Below are 18,477 nucleotides of genomic sequence, written 5' to 3'. Positions count from 1 at the left end.
GAGTTCCTGCAAAAGGCGAATACCGCCGACGCAGGGAAAGGTTGTAAGAACGTCGGGAAATACAGGATGACTGGTGCAAAAGTTACAACTGAATCAGGGCCCGTCCAGGAAGCGCCGGAGACGTCGCGGCCACGGCTTTCAGTCATCGTGCCGTTGTACAACGAGCAGGAAAGCATTCGCCCGCTCTACGCCGCCATAGTGCAGGCGCTGGGCGATATCGGCTGCACGTTCGAAATGGTGTTCGTCGACGACGGCAGTCGCGACGACACGGCCGAGATCGCGCGCCAGATCGCCCGTTTCGATTCGCGTCTGCGACTGGTGAAATTCCGCCGCAATTATGGCCAGACGCCGGCCATGGCCGCGGGTATCGAGCACGCGCGCGGCGAAATTCTGGTCACCATGGACGGCGACCTGCAGAACGATCCGGCCGACATCAAACATTTGCTGGAGCAGATCGAAGCCGGCTACGACATCGTGGTCGGGTGGCGTCACAACCGTCAGGACAAGCTGGTGACGCGCAAGATTCCCTCGCGCATCGCCAATGTTCTGATCGGCAAGGTCACCGGTGTGCCCATTCGGGACAACGGCTGTTCGCTCAAGGCATTCCGCGCCGAGCTGATCAAGAGCATTCCGCTCTACTCGGAAATGCACCGTTTCATTCCAGCCATGGCCTCCATCGCCGGGCCGCGCGTCGCACAGATTCGAGTGCGCCATCACGCGCGTCGCTACGGCCAGTCCAAGTACGGTCTGTCGCGCATCTACAAGGTCTTGCTGGATCTGATGGTCATCAAGACCGTGACTACCTTCGCGTCGCGGCCGTTGCGTTGGTTCGCGCTGCTGGCGGTGCCGCTGTTCCTGGGCGCGTTCGGCATGCTCGCGCACACGTTCGTGACGCTGATCACCGATCGGGCGCAACTATCGCTGCCGCTGGCAGGCACCGGAATTATTTTTTTGGCGTCGGGCACGATCCTTTTGTGCAGTGGCGCGTTAGCTGAGCTGATCTATTCGCGCGGCGACATTCGTGACAACGAGTTCTTCCGACTGACACAAACCATACGGCGCCGTCGTGGCGATAGTCCCAAGGCGCCGCCCTCGCAACCAGTGACGACAACCTCATGAGCACTCAGCCTCTGACACCTTCACTGCCGTCGATCTCCGTCATCGTGCCCGTGTGCGGGCGACGCTCGGAGCTGCGGCCTCTGTATGCGCAATACAAGGCCGGCATCGCAGCCGTCGGCCTGCCCTTCGAGTTCATCTTCGTCCTCGACGGCGATCGCACCGATGCCAGCCGCGCGCTGGAGGAGCTGTTGAACGATGGCGAAGACATCACCGTCATCAGTCTGACACGCAGCTTCGGCGAGGCTGCTGCGTTGATGGCTGGCTTCGAGCGCGCCCAGGGCAGCGTGATCGTCACCTTGCCGGCCTATCACCAGATCGAGGCGCAGGACATTCCGAAGCTGGTCGCGGCGCTGAGCTCCTCGGACATGGCGATCGGCTATCGCTCGCCCCGCTACGGCAACATGTTCGATCGCATGCGTCGCAGCGCCTTCCACGGGCTGGTGAATTTCGTCACCGGCGCCCGACTGCAGGACCTCGGCTGCGGCGCCCGTGCGATGCGCCGCCAGGTGTTCGAAGAGATGGACCTGTACGGCGACCAGCATCGCTTCATGGCCATCCTCGCCACGCGCCTGGGCTTCCGCGTCAGCGAAGTCGCCATGCGCCAGTCGCCGCTCGATCGCCTGCAGCGGGCGTATCGGCCGAAGCAATACGCACACCATGTGCTCGACCTGTTCAGCATCTTCTTCCTGGTGCGCTTCACCAAGCGGCCGTTGCGGTTCTTCGGCATGTTGGGCGCTGCGACCTTCGGCATCGGCGCGGCCATCATCGCGTTCCTCAGCGTGCAGCGACTGCTCTTCGACGAGAAGCTCGCCGATCGGCCGGCGCTGCTGCTAGGCGCGCTGCTGGTGGTGCTGGGCATGCAAGTGTTCGCGCTCGGCCTGTTGGGCGAGCTGATCATCTTCACTCATGCGCGCGGCATGAAGGACTATCGGGTGCAGGAAGTGATTCAGTATCCCGATCAGAATCCCGGCACGGTGACTTCCTCGGTCGAAGTCACCGATGTCGAGCCGGGCGACGGCCGCAACAGAGAGATCCGGCACACCGAGCCGCCAGCAATGACGGCTTGAGCCTCGGTCGACGCGCCGGCAACGTCCGGCGCGTCGACGCCCGGCTGTCCGGTGGCGATGGTGAGCTTCACATCGTTCAACACCGCCGAGGGCAACTGACTGGCTTCGGCCGTCGAATAAATCATGGTCACTTCAGACAGGCGCCGGATGGCGTTCGCCGCCTGGCTGCCGGTCAGGAAGTGGTGCGCATGATGAATCAGAATGCAATGCGGACGGCCGGCGCGATCGTGCAGCGCCTGCAGCTGTAACAACAACGCGTCGACGAACACCGGCCGCGTCTCTGGCGGCAAGGCGGCCAGATTGATCTCGATGCTGTGAGTGGGCGGTTCGAGCGCCGTCAGCACGTCGGTCAGCCTTGGCGCATCGTGGGCATCGCCCCAACTGCTCATGTCCGCGAAGCTGGAGCGCGACGCCGCGAACGGAACGTTCCGGTCGGCGCCGATGACACAGCACTGATAATCCTGCTGCATCAACTGATCGAGCAGACGATTGCAGATCAAGCTCCGGGCCGCTTCATCCGGCCCGCTGACCAGCACCGAGTCCTGGCACGGCGACAACAGGATCTCGCGTTGATCCTCGCCTTTGCCCAGCACCACACGGCGCCTGGGGACCGAGGCTGCGAGATCGGTCGCGATCAGATCGCGCGCCAGCTCGAGGAAGCCCTCGCAGTACTCGCCTTGCGTGACCCGATCCGCCGCTTCCTTGATGGACTCGGCGGCATTGTTCACGACCACGGCGTGCTCGGCAGATGCCAGCAACGGCAGATCGTTCTCGGCGTTGCCGATGGCAACCAGGTTATGACGCGAGACACCGAGTTCACGCAGCGCCTCGTTCATGCCCGATGCTTTGTCGATGCCCGGTGGCAGGATGAGCAACGTGTCGTCGTTGGTCACCAGCTCGTAATCCATGTGCAGCTTGAGCTTGCGCAACGCCTCGCGCGCCACCTCGAAATATTTCGCAGCCGTGCTGATGATCGAGCTGCCCACCCGCAGCGGCGTGACCTGCCGGCGCCGCAGCTCCTGCAGCAGGATCTCCGGCGGCGCCTGGCCGAGAATTTCGGATTGTCGGGTCGCCGTCCGATGCAGCACCGCGCCGTTCTCGGCGACGATGTAATCGAACAGACGTGCTTCGGGGAATATCTCCAGCAGCCGTCGCAATTCGCGCCCGGTCACCAGAATCAATTTGCGGCCGGTCGCCGACAACTCACGCAATACCTCGATACAACGCTCGTCGCAACGCCCATCGCGAGCCAGCGTTCCATCAAAGCCAGCGGCTAGCACCACGTATCGAATTGTCCTCGCCCTCAAGTAAACAGCGTTTCATAGGCCGCCAGCAGCCGCGGCACCTCGTGCTCCCAAGCCAGCGAATTCTTCACCCGCTCGCGGCCCCACTCTCCCATCTGCTTCCGTCGGGGCTCGTCATCCAGCAACGTCACGATCTGTTGCGCCATGTCGATGGGATCGTTGCGCCGGGCGTACAGCGACGCCTGCTGCGCCGACACGCGCCCCTCGGTCAGGTCGTACTGAACGATGGGTTTACCCAGCGCCATGTACTCCATGATCTTGTTCATGGTGGACTTGTCGTTCATCTCGTTGGCGACATCGGGATTCACGCACACGTCCGCCGTGTTGAGCATGGCGAGCAGTTCCGCATCGGGCACGCGGCCGGTGAAGGTCACGTAATCGGCGACACGCAGCTCCTGTGCGAGCTTGCGCATCGCGTCCAGCTCGGTGCCGCCGCCGACCAGGCCGAAATGAATGTCGGTGCGCCCCATTCCGTGCACGATGTGCTGAACCGCGGTCAGCAAGCCATCGATGCCTTCCTGGCGTCCCATCACGCCGACATAACCAACCAGATATTTGCGCCCGCGCTTCAGCTCCGGCTGCGGCGGCAAGACTTTCAAGCGCCGCAGGTCCGGGCCGCTGCGCACCACGAACACTTTGTTCGGCTGCTGGCCGCCACGCTCGATCGCGATTCTCTTGTACGACTCGTTGGTGGCCACGCACACGTCGGCGGTGCGAAACGTCCAGCGCTCCAGCGCCAGCATCAGCCGATAGAAGACGTCGCGGCGCTGAAACTTCGCTTCGTACAGCTCCGGATTGATGTCGTGGTGATCGAACAGGAACTTCTTGCCGAACAGCTTGTAGAAGCCGCCGATCAGGAAAATCATGTCCGGCGGATTGCAGCCATGGATCACATCGAAGCCCCGGCCGAAACAAATCTTCAGCGACAACAGGAATTCGGCGGCCAACGCCCAGCTGTACTCGAGCGCATAACCGAGCGCACCGTCGGCCTCGAACGGCATCGAATGGCGATGAATCGCGATGCCCTCGAGCTCCTCGAAGCTCTTCTCGTAGCCCTTGCCCTTGGGGCAGATGATCGACACCTGGTAGCCGTTTGCGTGCAACGTACGCGCTTCCTGCCATACGCGCCGGTCGAACGGCAGCGGCAGGTTCTCGACGATGATCAGCACACGGCGGCGACGGGCAACGGCGACGTCGGCGCTCATGACCCGGGTCTGTTCTTCCGCATTCGACATGACCCGCTACCAGCACACGCCCTGATACGCCGCCTGATAGCTCTCGCGATCGGGCAGCACGGCGATATCCAGCAACAGCTGATCGGGCCGGGTGTGGGCCCGCAGCGCCGCCAGCACTTCTGGCGTTTTCATCGCCACGACTAGCACATCCGAGTCGCGCACCAGCGCGTCGAGGTCCGTGGTCATCAGCGAGGCGATGTGCGGAATGCTCTCTTCGATGAAGCGCCGGTTCGCGCCGATCAGCCGCGCGACGTTGACTTCCGGATCGAAAATGCACAACGGCAGGCCCTTGCCGATGAAGCGTTCGGCCATGACCACCAGGGGACTCTCGCGCAGATCGTCGGTGCCGGACTTGAAGCTCAGCCCGATCATGCCGACCGAGCGGCGCCCGCTCGCCAGCACCCGATCCACCGCGTGATCGATGTGCGCGGCATTACTTGGCAGCAAGCTGTTCAACATCGGCAGCTCGACGTCGTTGCTCTTCGCCAGATACAGCAGCGCCTTCAGGTCCTTCGGCAGGCACGAGCCGCCAAAGGCAAAGCCCGGCCGCAGATAGGCGGAGGAAATGTTGAGCTGCCGGTCCATGCACAGCAACTTCATCACCTCGTGCGGATCGACACCGGTCGCCTGCGAGACGCGGCCAATCTCGTTGGCGAAGGTCACCTTCAACGCGTGAAAGGCATTGCAGGCGTACTTCAGCATCTCCGCCGTGCGCACGCTGGTGTGCATGAACTCGCAAGGCAAGTGGCCGAAGATGCCGCGCAACGCTTCGACGGCGTACGGATCGTCCGCACCGACGACCGTCAACGGCGGATTGTCATAGTCGTTGATCGACGTGCCTTCGCGCAGGAACTCGGGCTGGAAGCACAGGCTGAAATCGCGACCTGCCTGCAGCCCCGAGGCGGCTTCGATGGCGGGCTTGATCACTTCATCGAGTGTGCCCGGCTTGACCGTCGACCGGATCACGATGACGTGGCGTGTGGATTTCTCCGACAGCACTCCGCCGATCTGCTCGGCGATGCGTGTGATGGCGCCGAGATCCTGATTGCCGTTCTGACGCGCCGGCGTACCGACGCAGACGAATGAAATGTCGGTGGCGAGAATTGCATCGCGCACCGAATCGGTCACGCTCACTGTGCCGCCACGCATGACGGCGCGGGTCAGCTCCTGGATCCCGGTTTCGACGATGGGCGCCTGACCGCGACGTAATAGCTCGAGCTTGCCAGGATCGATGTCGACGCCAAACATCTCATGACCGTCGCGCGCCAGGCAGGCGAGCGAGACCGCACCGACGTAACCCAAGCCGAAAATACTGATTCGACGCGGCGAGCCGGGTGCAATGTCTTCATCCTCAGCGCTCTCCCGCAGCCACCCACGGCGAGCACGCGCTTCTGCGCTCACGCTATCGATCTGCAACGCCATCATTCGTCTCCGTGTTGAAAGTACCGACCGACGCTCAGCGAAGTCGCCCGGTTCCCTGAAGAGAATGGCAAGTTCTGTGCCGCCGTTCCCTGCATCGCAGTGAGAATTTCCGACGACTCGCCGCAACACGCCCCGGACACGGAAATCCCTGCGTTTTACGGCACATGCTGCGTCAACGAATTCGACACCAAGAATTTCCTACTTTTGTCGCGCCGAAAAAACTTTATTACAAAGGAACTCAGGCAGCGCTTGAAGAATTTGCATCTCACCTAAGCGATCACAACTCTTTACGAGTTTAATTGGGGAGAGATTACACAGTGGACGCACCGATCACGCTGCACGAGAACGGCCTCGGCAACCTCCTCGGGCGCTCGCCTGCCATGCATCAGGTGTTCGGCTTGATCAAACGCGTGGCGCCCACCGAAGCCACGGTCATGATCATGGGTGAAAGCGGCGTCGGCAAAGAGCTTGTCGCCGAATGCATTCACAACTTGAGCAATCGCGCCCAGGGCCCGCTGGTGGCGATCAACTGCGGCTCCATTCCCGGCTCGTTGATCGAGGCCGAATTGTTCGGTTACGAGAAGGGCAGCTTCACCGGCGCCTCTCGCTCGCACGCTGGCGTGTTCGAGCGCGCCACCGGCGGCACGTTGTTCCTCGATGAAGTCACCGAGATGCCGCTGGACATGCAGACCCGCCTGCTACGCGTGCTGGAGACCGGGCGCTTCTATCGCGTCGGCGGCACGCAGGAGATCAAGACCGACATCCGCGTCGTCGCGGCCACGAACCGCAACGTCACCGAAGCGGTCGCCAATCGCCAGCTGCGCGAAGATTTGATGTATCGACTCGCAGTGTTCCCGCTGCACATCCCGCCGCTGCGCGAGCGTCCTGGCGATGTGCCGTTGCTGGCTCAACAGTTCCTGGCCACGCTCAATCGCGGCAGCGATGTGACCAAACGCTTTTCACCCACGTTCCTGGAAGCACTCGGCTCGCGCCGCTGGGCAGGCAACGTGCGTGAGCTGAAGAACGCGGTCGAGCGCAGCTTCATTCTCGCCGACGAGGTGCTGGACGTTGATCTGTCGGTCACGATGCCGACGCACACGCCGGAGCCGGTGGAAGCCGCGCGCCCTGCAGGCGTGCACGTGCCGCTCGGCTCTCGTCTGGATGAGGCCGAGCGCTCACTGATCGAAGTCACATTGGATTATTGCGAAGGCGACAAGCGCCGCGCCGCCGCCGTGCTCGGCTGCAGCCTCAAGACCCTTTACAACAAGTTGAACAGCTACGCGCGGGAACGCGCCGAGAGCGAACAGCCTCTCGGCCGCCACCTTCCCGCCGTCGGCGCCAGCGTGCCGCTGGCAGGTTGATCGTTTCGAGTTGAGACCAGCGCCAGATCCCCACCTGGCTGTCGACCCACCATCGGCCCTCCTAGCAGAGGGCCGATGTCTTTGGTGGGGTCGGTGCGATCAACCCGCGGCGACGGGTGCGAGCACGACGATGCGGTCGCGGCTGGAGACGACGGAGCCGCCGGGCTTCTCGATGGTGACGGCGAAGGCGGCCGGATTGCGAACCTGCAGTTTGGCGGTGATGGGAATGATCACCTCGCTCTGCCCGGGCGGAATATCGAAGATGCCGCCGTCGATCGGATAGCGCTCATCGCGCGTGCCGTCGAAGATCCACAGCTGATAAGTCATCTCGTCCGTGTTGTTGGCTTGCAGGCCGCGGAAACGAAGATATCCATTCTGAGTCCGCTGATCCCACACCACATCGCCGGTAACACCGCTCGCCGCCGGATCCGGCGTGGTCTGCCAGGTTCGCTGCAGCACGCCTTGTTGGGCGAGCAGCTCCTGTCGTTGCTGTTCCAGCGTGCTGGCCACCGGCGCCTCGACCATCGGATCGCCGCTCTGCAAGCGCGGCCACCAGCCAGCGAGAGCGATCAGTACGCTCGCGGCAGCGGCAAACCAACCGACCTTGCCACCGAATGAAGCCGGCTTGCGTGCAGCCGGCGCCTTCGCTGCCGGCAGCGCACTGGCGACTGGCGCTGCAGTGGTCGAACGTGAACGACCCGCGATGCTGATGACTCGCGGCTGCGAAGTGTTCTGGCGAGACGGCGCTGCCGGCATCGAAGCGGCGACGTTATCCGCCTGCGCCATCAATCGCTCGCGCAAGCTGTATGGCATTTCTTCGGGCGTGTTGTTCTCCACATCGCCCGCGAGCAGTAAGGAGGCGGCGGTGTATTCGAAACGACCGGCGTCCACATATTTCTCTTCGGAGAGCAGCTGTTTCAGCTCGGCGCGCTCGGAAGAGTTCAAGCCGTCCACGGCCCGCTGCACCAGCAACTCCACCAGCCTCGGGTTCTGCATGACTGAGTTGCTCATGAGCGCACCCCATCGGAGGCAGCGTTCTGAATACCCATCAACTCACGCACCTGAATCAATCCTCGCCGCATCATGGTTTTTACTGTACCGAGCGGCATTTGCAGCACATCGGCAATTTCCGAATGACTCAATCCTTGCAGGATTCCAAGCTCCAGCACCTGCCGTTGTTCGGGTCGTAATTGCATCACTGCGCGGGCAGCCGCCGACGCCTCGGCGCACACTTCGGCGCTGTTGCCCGGATCGGCCCAGCCCAGCGAATCAATATCGTCAGTGGATTCGGTGCGCGCCTGATGCGCGGCCCGGCGCATGCGATCGATCAAACGTCGCCGCGCGATGGTGGCAACGAATACTTTCTCCGAGCCTTGGTTGGGGTCGAAGCGGCCAGCGCTGCGCCAGACATCCGTGAAGATTTCCTGCACGGCGTCTTCTGCATCGGCGCGCGTGCGCGTCAAGCGTCGGGCGATGGACCAGATGAGACTGCCGAACTGATCGATGCACTCGTGCACGGCACGCGCATCTCCTTGTGCGACTCGAGCGAGTACTGAGTCCGTCATTCTCGGGCGGCTCTGAGTTGTTGTGGTTCGCGTCGCATCGTCGTTGGTCAGTGCGATTAGCGAAGTGTAGGGAGCCGGAAGTATAGCGGAGACTGTCACTTCAGTTCGCCAGCCGTTAAGAAGAGGTTAAGGGATACTCGCAACGGCTTATTCGCGAGCACGGGTCCGTTGGGATTCAGTGGCATTTGCGTACGCCAACTCGATCACGTTCTGGCGTCGCGCATTCAGTTTCGAGGCGTGTCATTTGTGCTTGTGGTGCCGCGGAAAGGATCCTAGACTGCTTACCAGACGTTTGTCTGGTACCGCCCTGGCCAGGGCTCCACCGCCGACCGCCATGTCCGACCTCACTCGCAAACAATTGGAAGTATTGGCTTTTATCCGTCGCTTCATGGATAGCGACGGGTTGCCGCCGACCCGTGGAGAAATCGCCGACGGCCTGGGGCTCAAGAATCGCCAGGGCATCGACCAGCATCTGCGCGCCCTGGCGAGCAAAGGCGCCATCGAGCTGGTCCCCGGCATTTCACGGGGCATCCGGCTGCGGGAGGAATTCGTCGCCGAGCCTGCTGGCGCCGCCCGAGCGTCGGCGTTGAGCTTGCCGCTGCTCGGTCGCATCGCCGCCGGCGCGCCGATCCTGGCGACCTCTCATATAGAAGAGCATGTCACCGTCGATGCTTCGCTGTTCAAGCCGCACGCCGATTTCTTACTGCGGGTTCGTGGCGACAGCATGAAGGACGCCGACATCCTCGATCACGATCTGCTTGCGGTTCATCAAACATCGCAAGTCCGCAGCGGCGAGATCGTGGTTGCCCGCCTGGTCGATGAGGACGAGGCGACGGTGAAGTACTACCAACGCCAAGGTCATATCGTGCGTCTGGAACCCGCGAACGCGGCATACCGGCCCATCGAGATCGATTTGCGTGAACAGGAGTTGTCCATTGAAGGACTGGCAGTCGGAGTGATTCGCACCTCGCTGTCCCGTGTTCGATGATTTGCAGGAGCGAAAGATGGATATTTCGCACCACTCGCCATGAGCACGTCTCGTGCCGAAACATTAGAGCAACTGGCTCGCCTTTGCCGCAGCGGCCGCGAAGGCCCGCCGCCGCGCGTCGAGCCGAGCGGCTCGGCCAGTCTCGATGCGGTGCTGCCCGGCGGCGGCTGGCAATCGGGAACCATCGTCGAGTTGATGCCGCTGAGCGATGGCATCGGCGAGTTGCGCTTGCTGATGCCGGCCCTGGCGAAGATCACCCAGGGCGAGCGCCACGTCGCCATGATCGCGCCGCCTTACATTCCGTTCGCTCCAGCCCTGCTTCGCCATGGGCTGCGGCTGGAGCATTTTTGGATCATTCGCGCCCAGAACGCCGCCGACATCCTGTGGTCTGCCGAACAAACATTGCGCTGTAAATCTTTTGGCGCGGTGCTGGCGTGGCCGTCCGCGATTCGCGATCGTGAAGTGCGGCGGCTACAGCTAGCGGCAGAAGCCGGCAGCAGCATCGGCTTTGTTTATCGGCAACCGAGTGCGGCTCGTGAGTCTTCACCCGCCGCCGTCCGGCTGCGCTTGCAGGCCGATGTCACGGGGCAATTGAGCATCGATGTGGTCAAATGCCGGGGCGCGCGAGCCGGCATGTCCATCGACATCGCCCCTGCGCTGGCCAGTGCTTGAGCGTGACTTCCCATGCTCTGGCTTTGTATCACCCTACCCCAGTTGCCTCTCGAGGCTTTGCAATGTGAGCAGAGCGAGCGGCCCACCGTAGTCACGGTATTGGAAGGCAGCGTGCGCTCCGTCGTCTGCTGCAATCCCGCCGCCGAGCGTGTCGGGCTGAAACCGGCGATGAACTTCACCACTGCGCTGGCAATCCTGCCCGAAGTGATCGCCATGGAACGCCGGCTCACCGCCGAGCAGGCAGCGTTGGAACGACTGGCAACATGGGCTTATCAATTCAGCGGCACGGTGATTCTCGGAGAAGTCTTCGCGGACGTGCAGCGCGCGCGAACCACAGCGTTGTGGTTGGAAATCGGCGCGAGCCTGCGGTTGTTCGGCGGCTTTCGCAAACTCATCGAGCACCTGGAAGCCGAGCTGAGTAAGTTGTCCTATAGCTATCAGCTGGGCGTCGCGCCGACGTTGGAAGGCGCGGCGCTGCTGGCTCGTACCGGCGTGCGCGTCGCTATCACAACGGTCGCGGCCCTCCGTGCACGCATCGAAAACGTGTCCGTCGATTGGTTGAATCTGGATCCCTGGATTCCTCAACAATTACAGACGGTCGGAGTCCGCTCCGTCGGATTGCTGGTGGCTTTGCCTCGCGACGGAGTGGCGAAACGTTTCGGGCCCGAGGTGTGTAACTACCTCGACCGTCTCACCGGCGCCGCGCCCGATCCACGTCCCACTTACCGGCTGCCGCCCCAATATCACGCGCGCTTCGAATTCGAAGCGGAGATTCACAGCACCGAAGCGCTGCTGTTTCCTTTACGGCGCATGTTGCGTGAGTTCGTCGGCTTTTTGAGGGCTCGCGATACGGGAGTGCAGAAGTTCACGCTGCGTTTCATTCATCGCGATGCCGTCGCAACCGTCATCAATGTCGGCCTGTCGATGCCCGACCGGAGCAGCGAACGTTTCCTCACCTTGGGCCGGGAGCGGCTCGAGCATACGGTGCTGCCTTCGGGCTCGGTGGCATTGGAGCTGTCGGCCGACGAGTTCGCCATGCCCACCGGACTCAATGTGGACATGCTCAGCGGCGCGACTGAACAAAGCGAAGAGCTCGGTTACACCATCGATCGCATCGTCGCGCGCCTGGGAGAAAACCAGGTTCACAGCGTGATGGCGGTTGCCGAGCATCGCCCGGAGCACAGCTGGGCAACGGCGTCTGCGGAGGCCAAGCGTCAACCGCTGGATTTTCCAGACCGGCCCTTGTGGCTGCTGCCCGAGCCGAAGCCTTTGCAGCTCAGTGGCATGCCCGCACTGACCGGCGCAGAACGCATCGAAAGCGGCTGGTGGGATGGCGGCGATGTCCGGCGCGATTACTTCATCGCACGCACACAGCAAGGCGCTGCGCTGTGGATCTTCAAGGATCTGCGCGACGGCAGCTGGCACTTGCACGGGTTCTGGTCATGAGCTCGTACGCCGAGCTTCACTGCGTCAGCAACTTCTCGTTCCTGCGGGGGGCCTCGCATCCGGGTGAGCTGGTTTATCAAGCGCACAATCTCGGCTATGCGGCGCTGGCGATTACGGATGAGTGCTCGATGGCCGGCGTGGTGCGCGCACTGGAAGCCGCCGAAGACTGCAAGTTGAAGCTCATCATCGGCGCCGAGTTTCGTTGCCACAACGATCTGCACCTGGTGCTGCTCGCGCCGTCCCAGCGTGCTTATGCGCAGATCTGCGGACTCATCACCAAAGGCCGAATCGAATCGACCAAGGGCACTTATGACCTGACGCGCAGCCACTTCGAGAAGGACCTGAGCGAATGCCTGGCGTTGTGGATCGCGCCTCGCAATGCCCGGCCTTCCGAGGCGCGCTGGTTATGTGAATTCTTTCCCGACCGCGGCTGGATTGCGGTCGAGATGCTGCGTCGACCGGATGACCGGCAACACCTGGCCGCCATGCGCCGATTGGGCGAGTCGTTTGGATTGCCGTTGGTGGCCAGCGGCGATGTTCACATGCATGTCGAATCGCGGCGAGCCCTGCAAGACACGATGACCGCCATCCGGCATGGCTGCACGATCGCGGCTGCCGGGCATCGCTTGTTCCCCAATGCCGAACGCCATCTGCGTCCGCGCGAAGTGCTGGCAGATCTGTATCCCGCGGATCTGCTCGAGGAGACACTGAGGATTGCCGATCGCTGCGAATTCTCGCTGCGTAGCCTGCAATACAACTATCCCAACGAAATCGTGCCAGCCGGCATGACAGCCACGCAGCACCTGCGCAATCTCACCGAGCTGGGCATTCAGCGACGCTGGCTTCGGGGCGAACCGGCCTCGGTACGCGCCATCATCGAGAAAGAGCTCGCGCTGATTCACCGCAAGCGATACGAGCATTTCTTCCTCACGGTTCACGAAATCACCGAGTGGGCACGCTCGGACCTGGCCGATGACGGCACGAAGAAAAAACCGATCCTGTGCCAGGGACGCGGCTCGGCGGCGAACTCCGTCGTCTGCTATGCGCTGGGCATCACCGAGGTCAACCCGGAAGACATCAGCGTGCTGTTCGAGCGCTTTCTCAGCGACGAGCGCGACGAGCCGCCCGACATCGACGTGGACTTCGAGCACGAACGCCGCGAGGAAGTCATCCAGCATGTTTTCAGAAAGTATGGCCGGACGCGCGCAGCGATCGCTGCCACTGTCATTACCTATCAAACGCGCAGCGCCATTCGCGATGTCGGCAAGGCATTGGGGCTGACGGAAGACGTCGTCGGCCGGCTCGCAAAGTCGCATGCCTGGTGGGACAACTGGGAACGGCTGTTCGCCAATATCAAAGCCATGGGCATGCACCTGGACGAAATCGTCATGCGTCGTTTGTGCATCCTGGTGAAGGAATTGGTGACGTTCCCTCGGCACCTGTCGCAACACGTCGGCGGCTTCGTGATCGCCGAAGAGCCGATCAGCGAGCTGGTGCCCATCGAGAACGCCGCCATGCCCGAGCGCACCATCATTCAGTGGGACAAGAACGATCTCGAGGAGCTGGGCCTGTTGAAAGTCGATGTGCTGGCGCTCGGCATGCTGACGGCCATGCGCAAGACGTTCGAGCTCCTGCAGACGGCCGGAGCAGGCCCCACAGCGATGGATCAGATCGAGCGCGGCGATGAACCGACGTACGACATGATTTGTCGTGCGGATACCGTCGGCGTGTTCCAGATCGAGTCCCGCGCGCAGATGAGCATGCTGCCGCGACTGAAGCCGAGGACCTACTACGACCTGGTGATCGAGATCGCCATCGTGCGCCCCGGCCCGATCAAGGGCGGCATGGTGCATCCCTATCTGCAGCGCCGCTCCATGAAGGACGAAGACATTCCCTATGCCAGCGAAGACCTGCGTCCCGTGCTGGCGAAGACGCGCGGCGTACCGATCTTCCAGGAGCAGGTGATGCAGATCGCTATCGTCGCCGCCAGCTTTACGCCTGGCGAAGCCGATCAATTGCGTCGCGCGATGGGCGCCTGGCAGCGAAGCGGCAAGATGAGCATGTATCGCGACAAGCTCATGAGCGGCATGCTGGCCAGGGGCTACACCAAGGAATTCGCCGAGCAGATCTACAAGCAGATCGAAGGCTTCGGCGAATATGGCTTCCCCGAATCGCACTCGGCGTCGTTCGCGCTGCTGACGTATTTTTCGAGCTGGCTGAAGTGCCATCGACCCGCGGCATTCATCGCGGGGCTCATCAACAGTCAGCCGATGGGTTTCTACCAGCCGGCGCAGTTGCTCGAGCAGGCGAAGCGGCAGCAGGTGAAGGTCCTGCCTGTCGATGTGACCGTGAGCGATTATGACTGCACGCTCGAACTGGATGGCACGCGCATGCTTCCCGATGGGAGCAAGGGGCTCTGGTTTGCGATTCGCTTGGGCATGCGACTGATCAAAGGCCTGCGCAAGGACGACGCGTTGAATGTGGTCGCCGCGCGCGCTGTCGCGCCTTTCACCTCAGTAGAAGATGTGGCTTATCGCGCGGGACTGAAGTCGCGCGCGGCAAAGGCGCTCGCGACCAGCGGTGCGTTCCGCAGTTTGAGCGAGCATCGGAATCAAGCCTTGTGGAGCGCGCTGGGGATCGAGAGCCTGCCCGGCGCATTGGCCGGAAATGCCGCTAAAGAAAATTCTCCGCAATTGCCGATCCCAACCGAGTGGGAGGAGATTCAGCGCGACTATCGACAGATGGGACTGAGCACGGGCCGGCATCCGATGGCGGTGTTGCGGTCGAAGCTGCGCGCTTCAGGAATTTCGACTCGCCGCGAGCTCGACTCTATGCGTCACGGACGAACGGTGCGCGTGGGAGGACTGGTGACTCATCTGCAGCACCCGCAGACGGCGAACGGGGTGATCTTCGCCTCGCTGGAAGACGAGACCGGCATCAACAACATCATTTTCTGGCCAGCGATCTTCGAGCTTTATCGACAGCGCATCCTGCAGTCGAACTTCATGGTCGTAACCGGGGAATTGCAGAGCGTGGAGTCGGTCGTGCACGTAGTGGCGACCGATGTGGAGGACTATTCCCACTGGGTGAGAACGTTGCCGCGCAAGTCGCGCGACTTCCACTGATCTAACATTGCAGGACAGCCGCGCGCAGCACGACTGTAAAACTCAACAAGACGGCAAATTGGGGATTAGCTGGCAGCGCGCAGCTGATTGAAGTGCTGAGCGGCCATGTCCTTGCGAAGGACTTTCGCGGCCTCGGCTCGTTGACGCCTGGAGGCGTTCACGGCGGCCTTGGCGACCTTCACATCGACGACCTGGGCTTTGACGAGCCGACGGCGTTCCAGTGGATTCATTGACTCAACCCCTGATTACTGAGCAGCAATTGGTTGGTTGTAGCGATTACAAAGGCGACAAGCTCAAGAGCAAAAAGCCCCGCCGGAATCATCCGGCGGGGCTTCCGCTTATTTAAGAGCCTGGCAGTGACCTACTCTTGCATGCCCGCAGGGCACACTACCATCGGCGCACAGCATTTTCACTTCCGAGTTCGATATGGGATCGGGTGGTTCCTGCTTGCTATTGCCGCCAGGCAAACTGGCTCACGTCGTGGTCGACATTGCTATCGGCCACAGTGAATTCGGAGTTGTTTTGACAACATTTCGACTCAGCGACAGATTCAAAGAATCGATGTCACATTGAGTATCAACAAGTTTCCATACAGGGACCCAAGCTGATTGGGTGTTATATGGTCAAGCCTCACGGGCAATTAGTACTGGTTAGCTCAATGCATTGCTGCACTTACACACCCAGCCTATCAACGTCGTAGTCTCCGACGGCCCTTTAGGGGAATCGAGTTCCCAGGGAAACCTAATCTTGGGGGGGGCTTCGCGCTTAGATGCTTTCAGCGCTTATCCCGTCCGCACATAGCTACCCGGCAGTGCCACTGGCGTGACAACCGGAACACCAGAGGTGCGTCCATCCCGGTCCTCTCGTACTAAGGACAGCTCACCCTCAAGTTTCCAACGCCCACGGCAGATAGGGACCGAACTGTCTCACGACGTTCTGAACCCAGCTCGCGTACCACTTTAAATGGCGAACAGCCATACCCTTGGGACCTGCTACAGCCCCAGGATGTGATGAGCCGACATCGAGGTGCCAAACTCCTCCGTCGATGTGGACTCTTGGGAGGAATAAGCCTGTTATCCCCGGAGTACCTTTTATCCGTTGAGCGATGGCCCTTCCATACAGAACCACCGGATCACTAAGACCTACTTTCGTATCTGTTCGACGTGTCTGTCTCACAGTTAAGCACGCTTATGCCTTTGCACTCTAGAGCGCGATGACCGACCGCGCTGAGCGTACCATTGCACTCCTCCGTTACTCTTTGGGAGGAGACCGCCCCAGTCAAACTACCCACCATACACTGTCCCCAATCCGGATTACGGACCAAGGTTAGAACTTCGAACATCCCAGGGTGGTATTTCAAGGTTGGCTCCACCCGAGCTAGCGCCCAGGCTTCATAGCCTCCCACCTATCCTACACAGGAAGGTTCAAAGTTCAGTGTAAAGCTGTAGTGAAGGTTCACGGGGTCTTTCCGTCTTGCCGCGGGAACGCCGCATCTTCACAGCGATTTCAACTTCACTGAGTCTCGGGTCGAGACAGTGTGGCCAGCGTTACGCCATTCGTGCAGGTCGGAACTTACCCGACAAGGAATTTCGCTACCTTAGGACCGTTATAGTTACGGCCGCCGTTTACCGGGGCTTCGATCAAGAGCTTCGCCTTGCGGCTAACCCCATCAATTAACCTTCCGGCACCGGGCAGGCGTCAGACCCTATACTTCCACTTGCGTGTTCGCAGAGTCCTGTGTTTTTGATAAACAGTCGCAGCCACCGATTACCTGCGACCTTCAATAGCTTCTGGAGCAAGTCCATACACCATCGAAGGCATACCTTCTTCCGAAGTTACGGTATCAATTTGCAGAGTTCCTTAACCCGAGTTCTCTCAAGCGCCTTGGCAGATTATCTGCTCGCCCACCAGTGTCGGTTTACGGTACGGTCCAATGTGATCTGAAGCTTAGAGGCTTTTCCTGGAAGCGGGGCGTTACTCACTTCGGCTCGCGTGGAGCCTCGTCATCACACCTCGGAGTTATGAGCTGCCGGATTTGCCTGGCAACTCCTCCTACATGCTTAAACAGGGAACCAACCCCTGCTGAGCTAGCCTTCTCCGTCACCCCATCGCAATCACACCGGGCACAGGAATGTTGACCTGTTTTCCATCGGCTACACCTTTCGGTCTCGTCTTAGGAACCGGCTCACCCTGCTCCGATTAACGTTGAGCAGGAAACCTTGGGCTTTCGGCGTGCGGGTTTTTCACCCGCATTAACGTTACTCATGTCAGCATTCGCACTTCTGATACCTCCAGCACACCTCGCAGTGCACCTTCGCAGGCGTACAGAACGCTCCCCTACCACCTGCACTTGCGTGCAGATCCGCAGCTTCGGCTCATGGCTTGAGCCCCGTTAAATCTTCCGCGCGGGCCGACTAGACCAGTGAGCTATTACGCTTTCTTTAAAGGATGGCTGCTTCTAAGCCAACCTCCTGGCTGTCTATGCCTTCCCACATCGTTCACCACTTAGCCATGAATTTGGGGCCTTAGCTGGCGGTCTGGGTTATTTCCCTCTTCACGACGGACGTTAGCACCCGCCGTGTGTCTCCCACCGGTTCACTTCCTGGTATTCGGAGTTTGCATAGGTTTGCTAAGTCGGGATGACCCGCTAGCCTAAACAGTGCTCTACCCCCAGGAGTGCTCGATGAGGCACTACCTAAATAGCTTTCGGGGAGAACCAGCTATCGCCGGCCTTGATTAGCCTTTCACTCCTATCCACAGCTCATCGACATACTATTGCAACAGTAGTTCGTTCGGACCTCCAGTGGGTATTACCCCACCTTCATCCTGGCCATGGATAGATCGACCGGCTTCGGGTCTATTCCTAGCGACTGATTCGCCCTATTCGGACTCGGTTTCCCTACGGCTCCCCTATACGGTTAGCCTCGCCACTAAAAATAACTCGCTGACCCATTATACAAAAGGTACGCCATCACCCTTGCGGGCTCTGACTGCTTGTACGTATGCGGTTTCAGGTTCTATTTCACTCCCCTCTCCGGGGTTCTTTTCGCCTTTCCCTCACGGTACTGGTTCACTATCGGTCGATAGAGAGTATTTAGCCTTGGAGGATGGTCCCCCCATGTTCAGGCAGGATTACACGTGTCCCGCCCTACTCTTCGTTGGTCATCGACTTT

Annotated in this window: 13 protein-coding genes and 2 rRNA genes (1 of these 15 running past the window's edge); 7 read left to right on the top strand and 8 right to left on the bottom strand. The window is 60.9% G+C overall.

Annotated elements, in window-relative coordinates:
* The first annotated feature begins 66 nt into the window (after positions 1-66).
* Both EK373_RS14700 and EK373_RS14695 read left to right on the top strand, forming a co-directional pair.
* A complete protein-coding gene (locus EK373_RS14700) occupies positions 67-1,119 on the top strand; it encodes a glycosyltransferase family 2 protein (RefSeq protein ID WP_129644157.1) in 1,053 nt (350 codons plus the stop codon).
* Entirely contained in the window at positions 1,116-2,186 is a 1,071-nt protein-coding gene (locus EK373_RS14695; RefSeq protein ID WP_129644154.1) for a glycosyltransferase, read from the top strand. The genes EK373_RS14700 and EK373_RS14695 overlap by 4 nt, the downstream gene beginning before the upstream one ends.
* On the opposite strand, the gene EK373_RS14690 is transcribed toward EK373_RS14695, so the two are convergent.
* The 3 genes from EK373_RS14690 to EK373_RS14680 are packed head-to-tail and all read right to left on the bottom strand — an operon-like array spanning position 2,078 to position 6,147.
* Positions 2,078-3,469 (bottom strand): HAD family hydrolase, encoded by a 1,392-nt coding sequence (locus tag EK373_RS14690; RefSeq protein WP_198683352.1) that lies wholly within the window; start codon positions 3,467-3,469, stop codon positions 2,078-2,080. The two genes, EK373_RS14695 and EK373_RS14690, sit on opposite strands and share 109 nt — an antisense overlap.
* Before the next feature lie 20 nt (positions 3,470-3,489).
* Positions 3,490-4,725, bottom strand: a complete 1,236-nt coding sequence (locus EK373_RS14685; RefSeq protein ID WP_198683351.1) for a glycosyltransferase family 4 protein — start codon at positions 4,723-4,725, stop codon at positions 3,490-3,492.
* A 6-nt stretch (positions 4,726-4,731) separates the two neighbouring features.
* Complete coding sequence (locus EK373_RS14680) at positions 4,732-6,147, bottom strand: nucleotide sugar dehydrogenase (RefSeq protein ID WP_129644148.1); 1,416 nt, start codon at positions 6,145-6,147, stop codon at positions 4,732-4,734.
* A gap of 317 nt (positions 6,148-6,464) precedes the next feature.
* Here EK373_RS14680 and EK373_RS14675 point away from each other — a divergent pair, with 317 nt between their 5' ends.
* Complete coding sequence (locus EK373_RS14675; protein WP_129644145.1) at positions 6,465-7,508, top strand: sigma-54 interaction domain-containing protein; 1,044 nt, start codon at positions 6,465-6,467, stop codon at positions 7,506-7,508.
* A gap of 99 nt (positions 7,509-7,607) precedes the next feature.
* Here the strand turns inward: EK373_RS14675 and EK373_RS14670 are convergent, their stop codons facing one another.
* The gene (locus tag EK373_RS14670) at positions 7,608-8,519 is read right to left on the bottom strand and encodes an anti-sigma factor (RefSeq protein ID WP_129644142.1); all 912 of its coding nucleotides are present in this window, start codon (positions 8,517-8,519) and stop codon (positions 7,608-7,610) included.
* Positions 8,516-9,073: an RNA polymerase sigma factor gene (locus EK373_RS14665; RefSeq protein WP_129644139.1), complete on the bottom strand. Its 558-nt coding sequence runs from the start codon at positions 9,071-9,073 to the stop codon at positions 8,516-8,518. The genes EK373_RS14670 and EK373_RS14665 overlap by 4 nt, the downstream gene beginning before the upstream one ends.
* Before the next feature lie 334 nt (positions 9,074-9,407).
* Between EK373_RS14665 and lexA the strand changes: the two genes are divergently transcribed.
* Genes lexA through EK373_RS14645 form a run of 4 tightly spaced genes read left to right on the top strand, consistent with a single transcriptional unit; the run spans position 9,408 to position 15,304 of the window.
* Positions 9,408-10,061, top strand: coding sequence for a transcriptional repressor LexA (gene lexA, locus EK373_RS14660; RefSeq protein WP_129644136.1), 654 nt, complete (start codon positions 9,408-9,410; stop codon positions 10,059-10,061).
* Positions 10,062-10,100: 39 nt separating this feature from the next.
* Entirely contained in the window at positions 10,101-10,733 is a 633-nt protein-coding gene (gene imuA / locus EK373_RS14655) for a translesion DNA synthesis-associated protein ImuA (RefSeq protein ID WP_129644133.1), read from the top strand.
* Positions 10,734-10,745: 12 nt separating this feature from the next.
* Positions 10,746-12,179: a Y-family DNA polymerase gene (locus EK373_RS14650; RefSeq protein WP_129644130.1), complete on the top strand. Its 1,434-nt coding sequence runs from the start codon at positions 10,746-10,748 to the stop codon at positions 12,177-12,179.
* Complete coding sequence (locus EK373_RS14645; protein ID WP_129644128.1) at positions 12,176-15,304, top strand: error-prone DNA polymerase; 3,129 nt, start codon at positions 12,176-12,178, stop codon at positions 15,302-15,304. The genes EK373_RS14650 and EK373_RS14645 overlap by 4 nt, the downstream gene beginning before the upstream one ends.
* A 65-nt stretch (positions 15,305-15,369) precedes the next feature.
* Here the strand turns inward: EK373_RS14645 and EK373_RS33070 are convergent, their stop codons facing one another.
* The 3 genes from EK373_RS33070 to EK373_RS14635 all read right to left on the bottom strand — a co-directional run.
* Positions 15,370-15,534, bottom strand: coding sequence for a hypothetical protein (locus tag EK373_RS33070; RefSeq protein ID WP_157994373.1), 165 nt, complete (start codon positions 15,532-15,534; stop codon positions 15,370-15,372).
* Positions 15,535-15,652: 118 nt separating this feature from the next.
* A 5S ribosomal RNA gene (rrf, locus tag EK373_RS14640) occupies positions 15,653-15,768 on the bottom strand.
* Between the two features lie 155 nt (positions 15,769-15,923).
* Positions 15,924-18,477: ribosomal RNA gene (locus EK373_RS14635) — 23S ribosomal RNA — on the bottom strand (it continues 344 nt past the right edge of the window).

Source organism: Peristeroidobacter agariperforans (assembly GCF_004138335.1).
GTDB lineage: Bacteria > Pseudomonadota > Gammaproteobacteria > Steroidobacterales > Steroidobacteraceae > Steroidobacter > Steroidobacter agariperforans.
This window is presented reverse-complemented; position numbering and strand designations above follow the sequence as displayed.

Bases quoted from the DNA above. Each gene is read 5' to 3' on its own strand.
- EK373_RS14700 (WP_129644157.1), top strand. From the start codon at position 67: ATGACTGGTGCAAAAGTTACAACTGAATCAGGGCCCGTCCAGGAAGCG.
- EK373_RS14695 (WP_129644154.1), top strand. From the start codon at position 1,116: ATGAGCACTCAGCCTCTGACACCTTCACTGCCGTCGATCTCCGTCATC.
- EK373_RS14685 (WP_198683351.1), bottom strand. From the start codon at position 4,725: ATGTCGAATGCGGAAGAACAGACCCGGGTCATGAGCGCCGACGTCGCC.
- EK373_RS14680 (WP_129644148.1), bottom strand. From the start codon at position 6,147: ATGGCGTTGCAGATCGATAGCGTGAGCGCAGAAGCGCGTGCTCGCCGT.
- EK373_RS14670 (WP_129644142.1), bottom strand. From the start codon at position 8,519: ATGAGCAACTCAGTCATGCAGAACCCGAGGCTGGTGGAGTTGCTGGTG.
- EK373_RS14665 (WP_129644139.1), bottom strand. From the start codon at position 9,073: ATGACGGACTCAGTACTCGCTCGAGTCGCACAAGGAGATGCGCGTGCC.
- lexA (WP_129644136.1), top strand. From the start codon at position 9,408: ATGTCCGACCTCACTCGCAAACAATTGGAAGTATTGGCTTTTATCCGT.
- imuA (WP_129644133.1), top strand. From the start codon at position 10,101: ATGAGCACGTCTCGTGCCGAAACATTAGAGCAACTGGCTCGCCTTTGC.
- EK373_RS14650 (WP_129644130.1), top strand. From the start codon at position 10,746: ATGCTCTGGCTTTGTATCACCCTACCCCAGTTGCCTCTCGAGGCTTTG.
- EK373_RS14645 (WP_129644128.1), top strand. From the start codon at position 12,176: ATGAGCTCGTACGCCGAGCTTCACTGCGTCAGCAACTTCTCGTTCCTG.
- EK373_RS33070 (WP_157994373.1), bottom strand. From the start codon at position 15,534: ATGAATCCACTGGAACGCCGTCGGCTCGTCAAAGCCCAGGTCGTCGAT.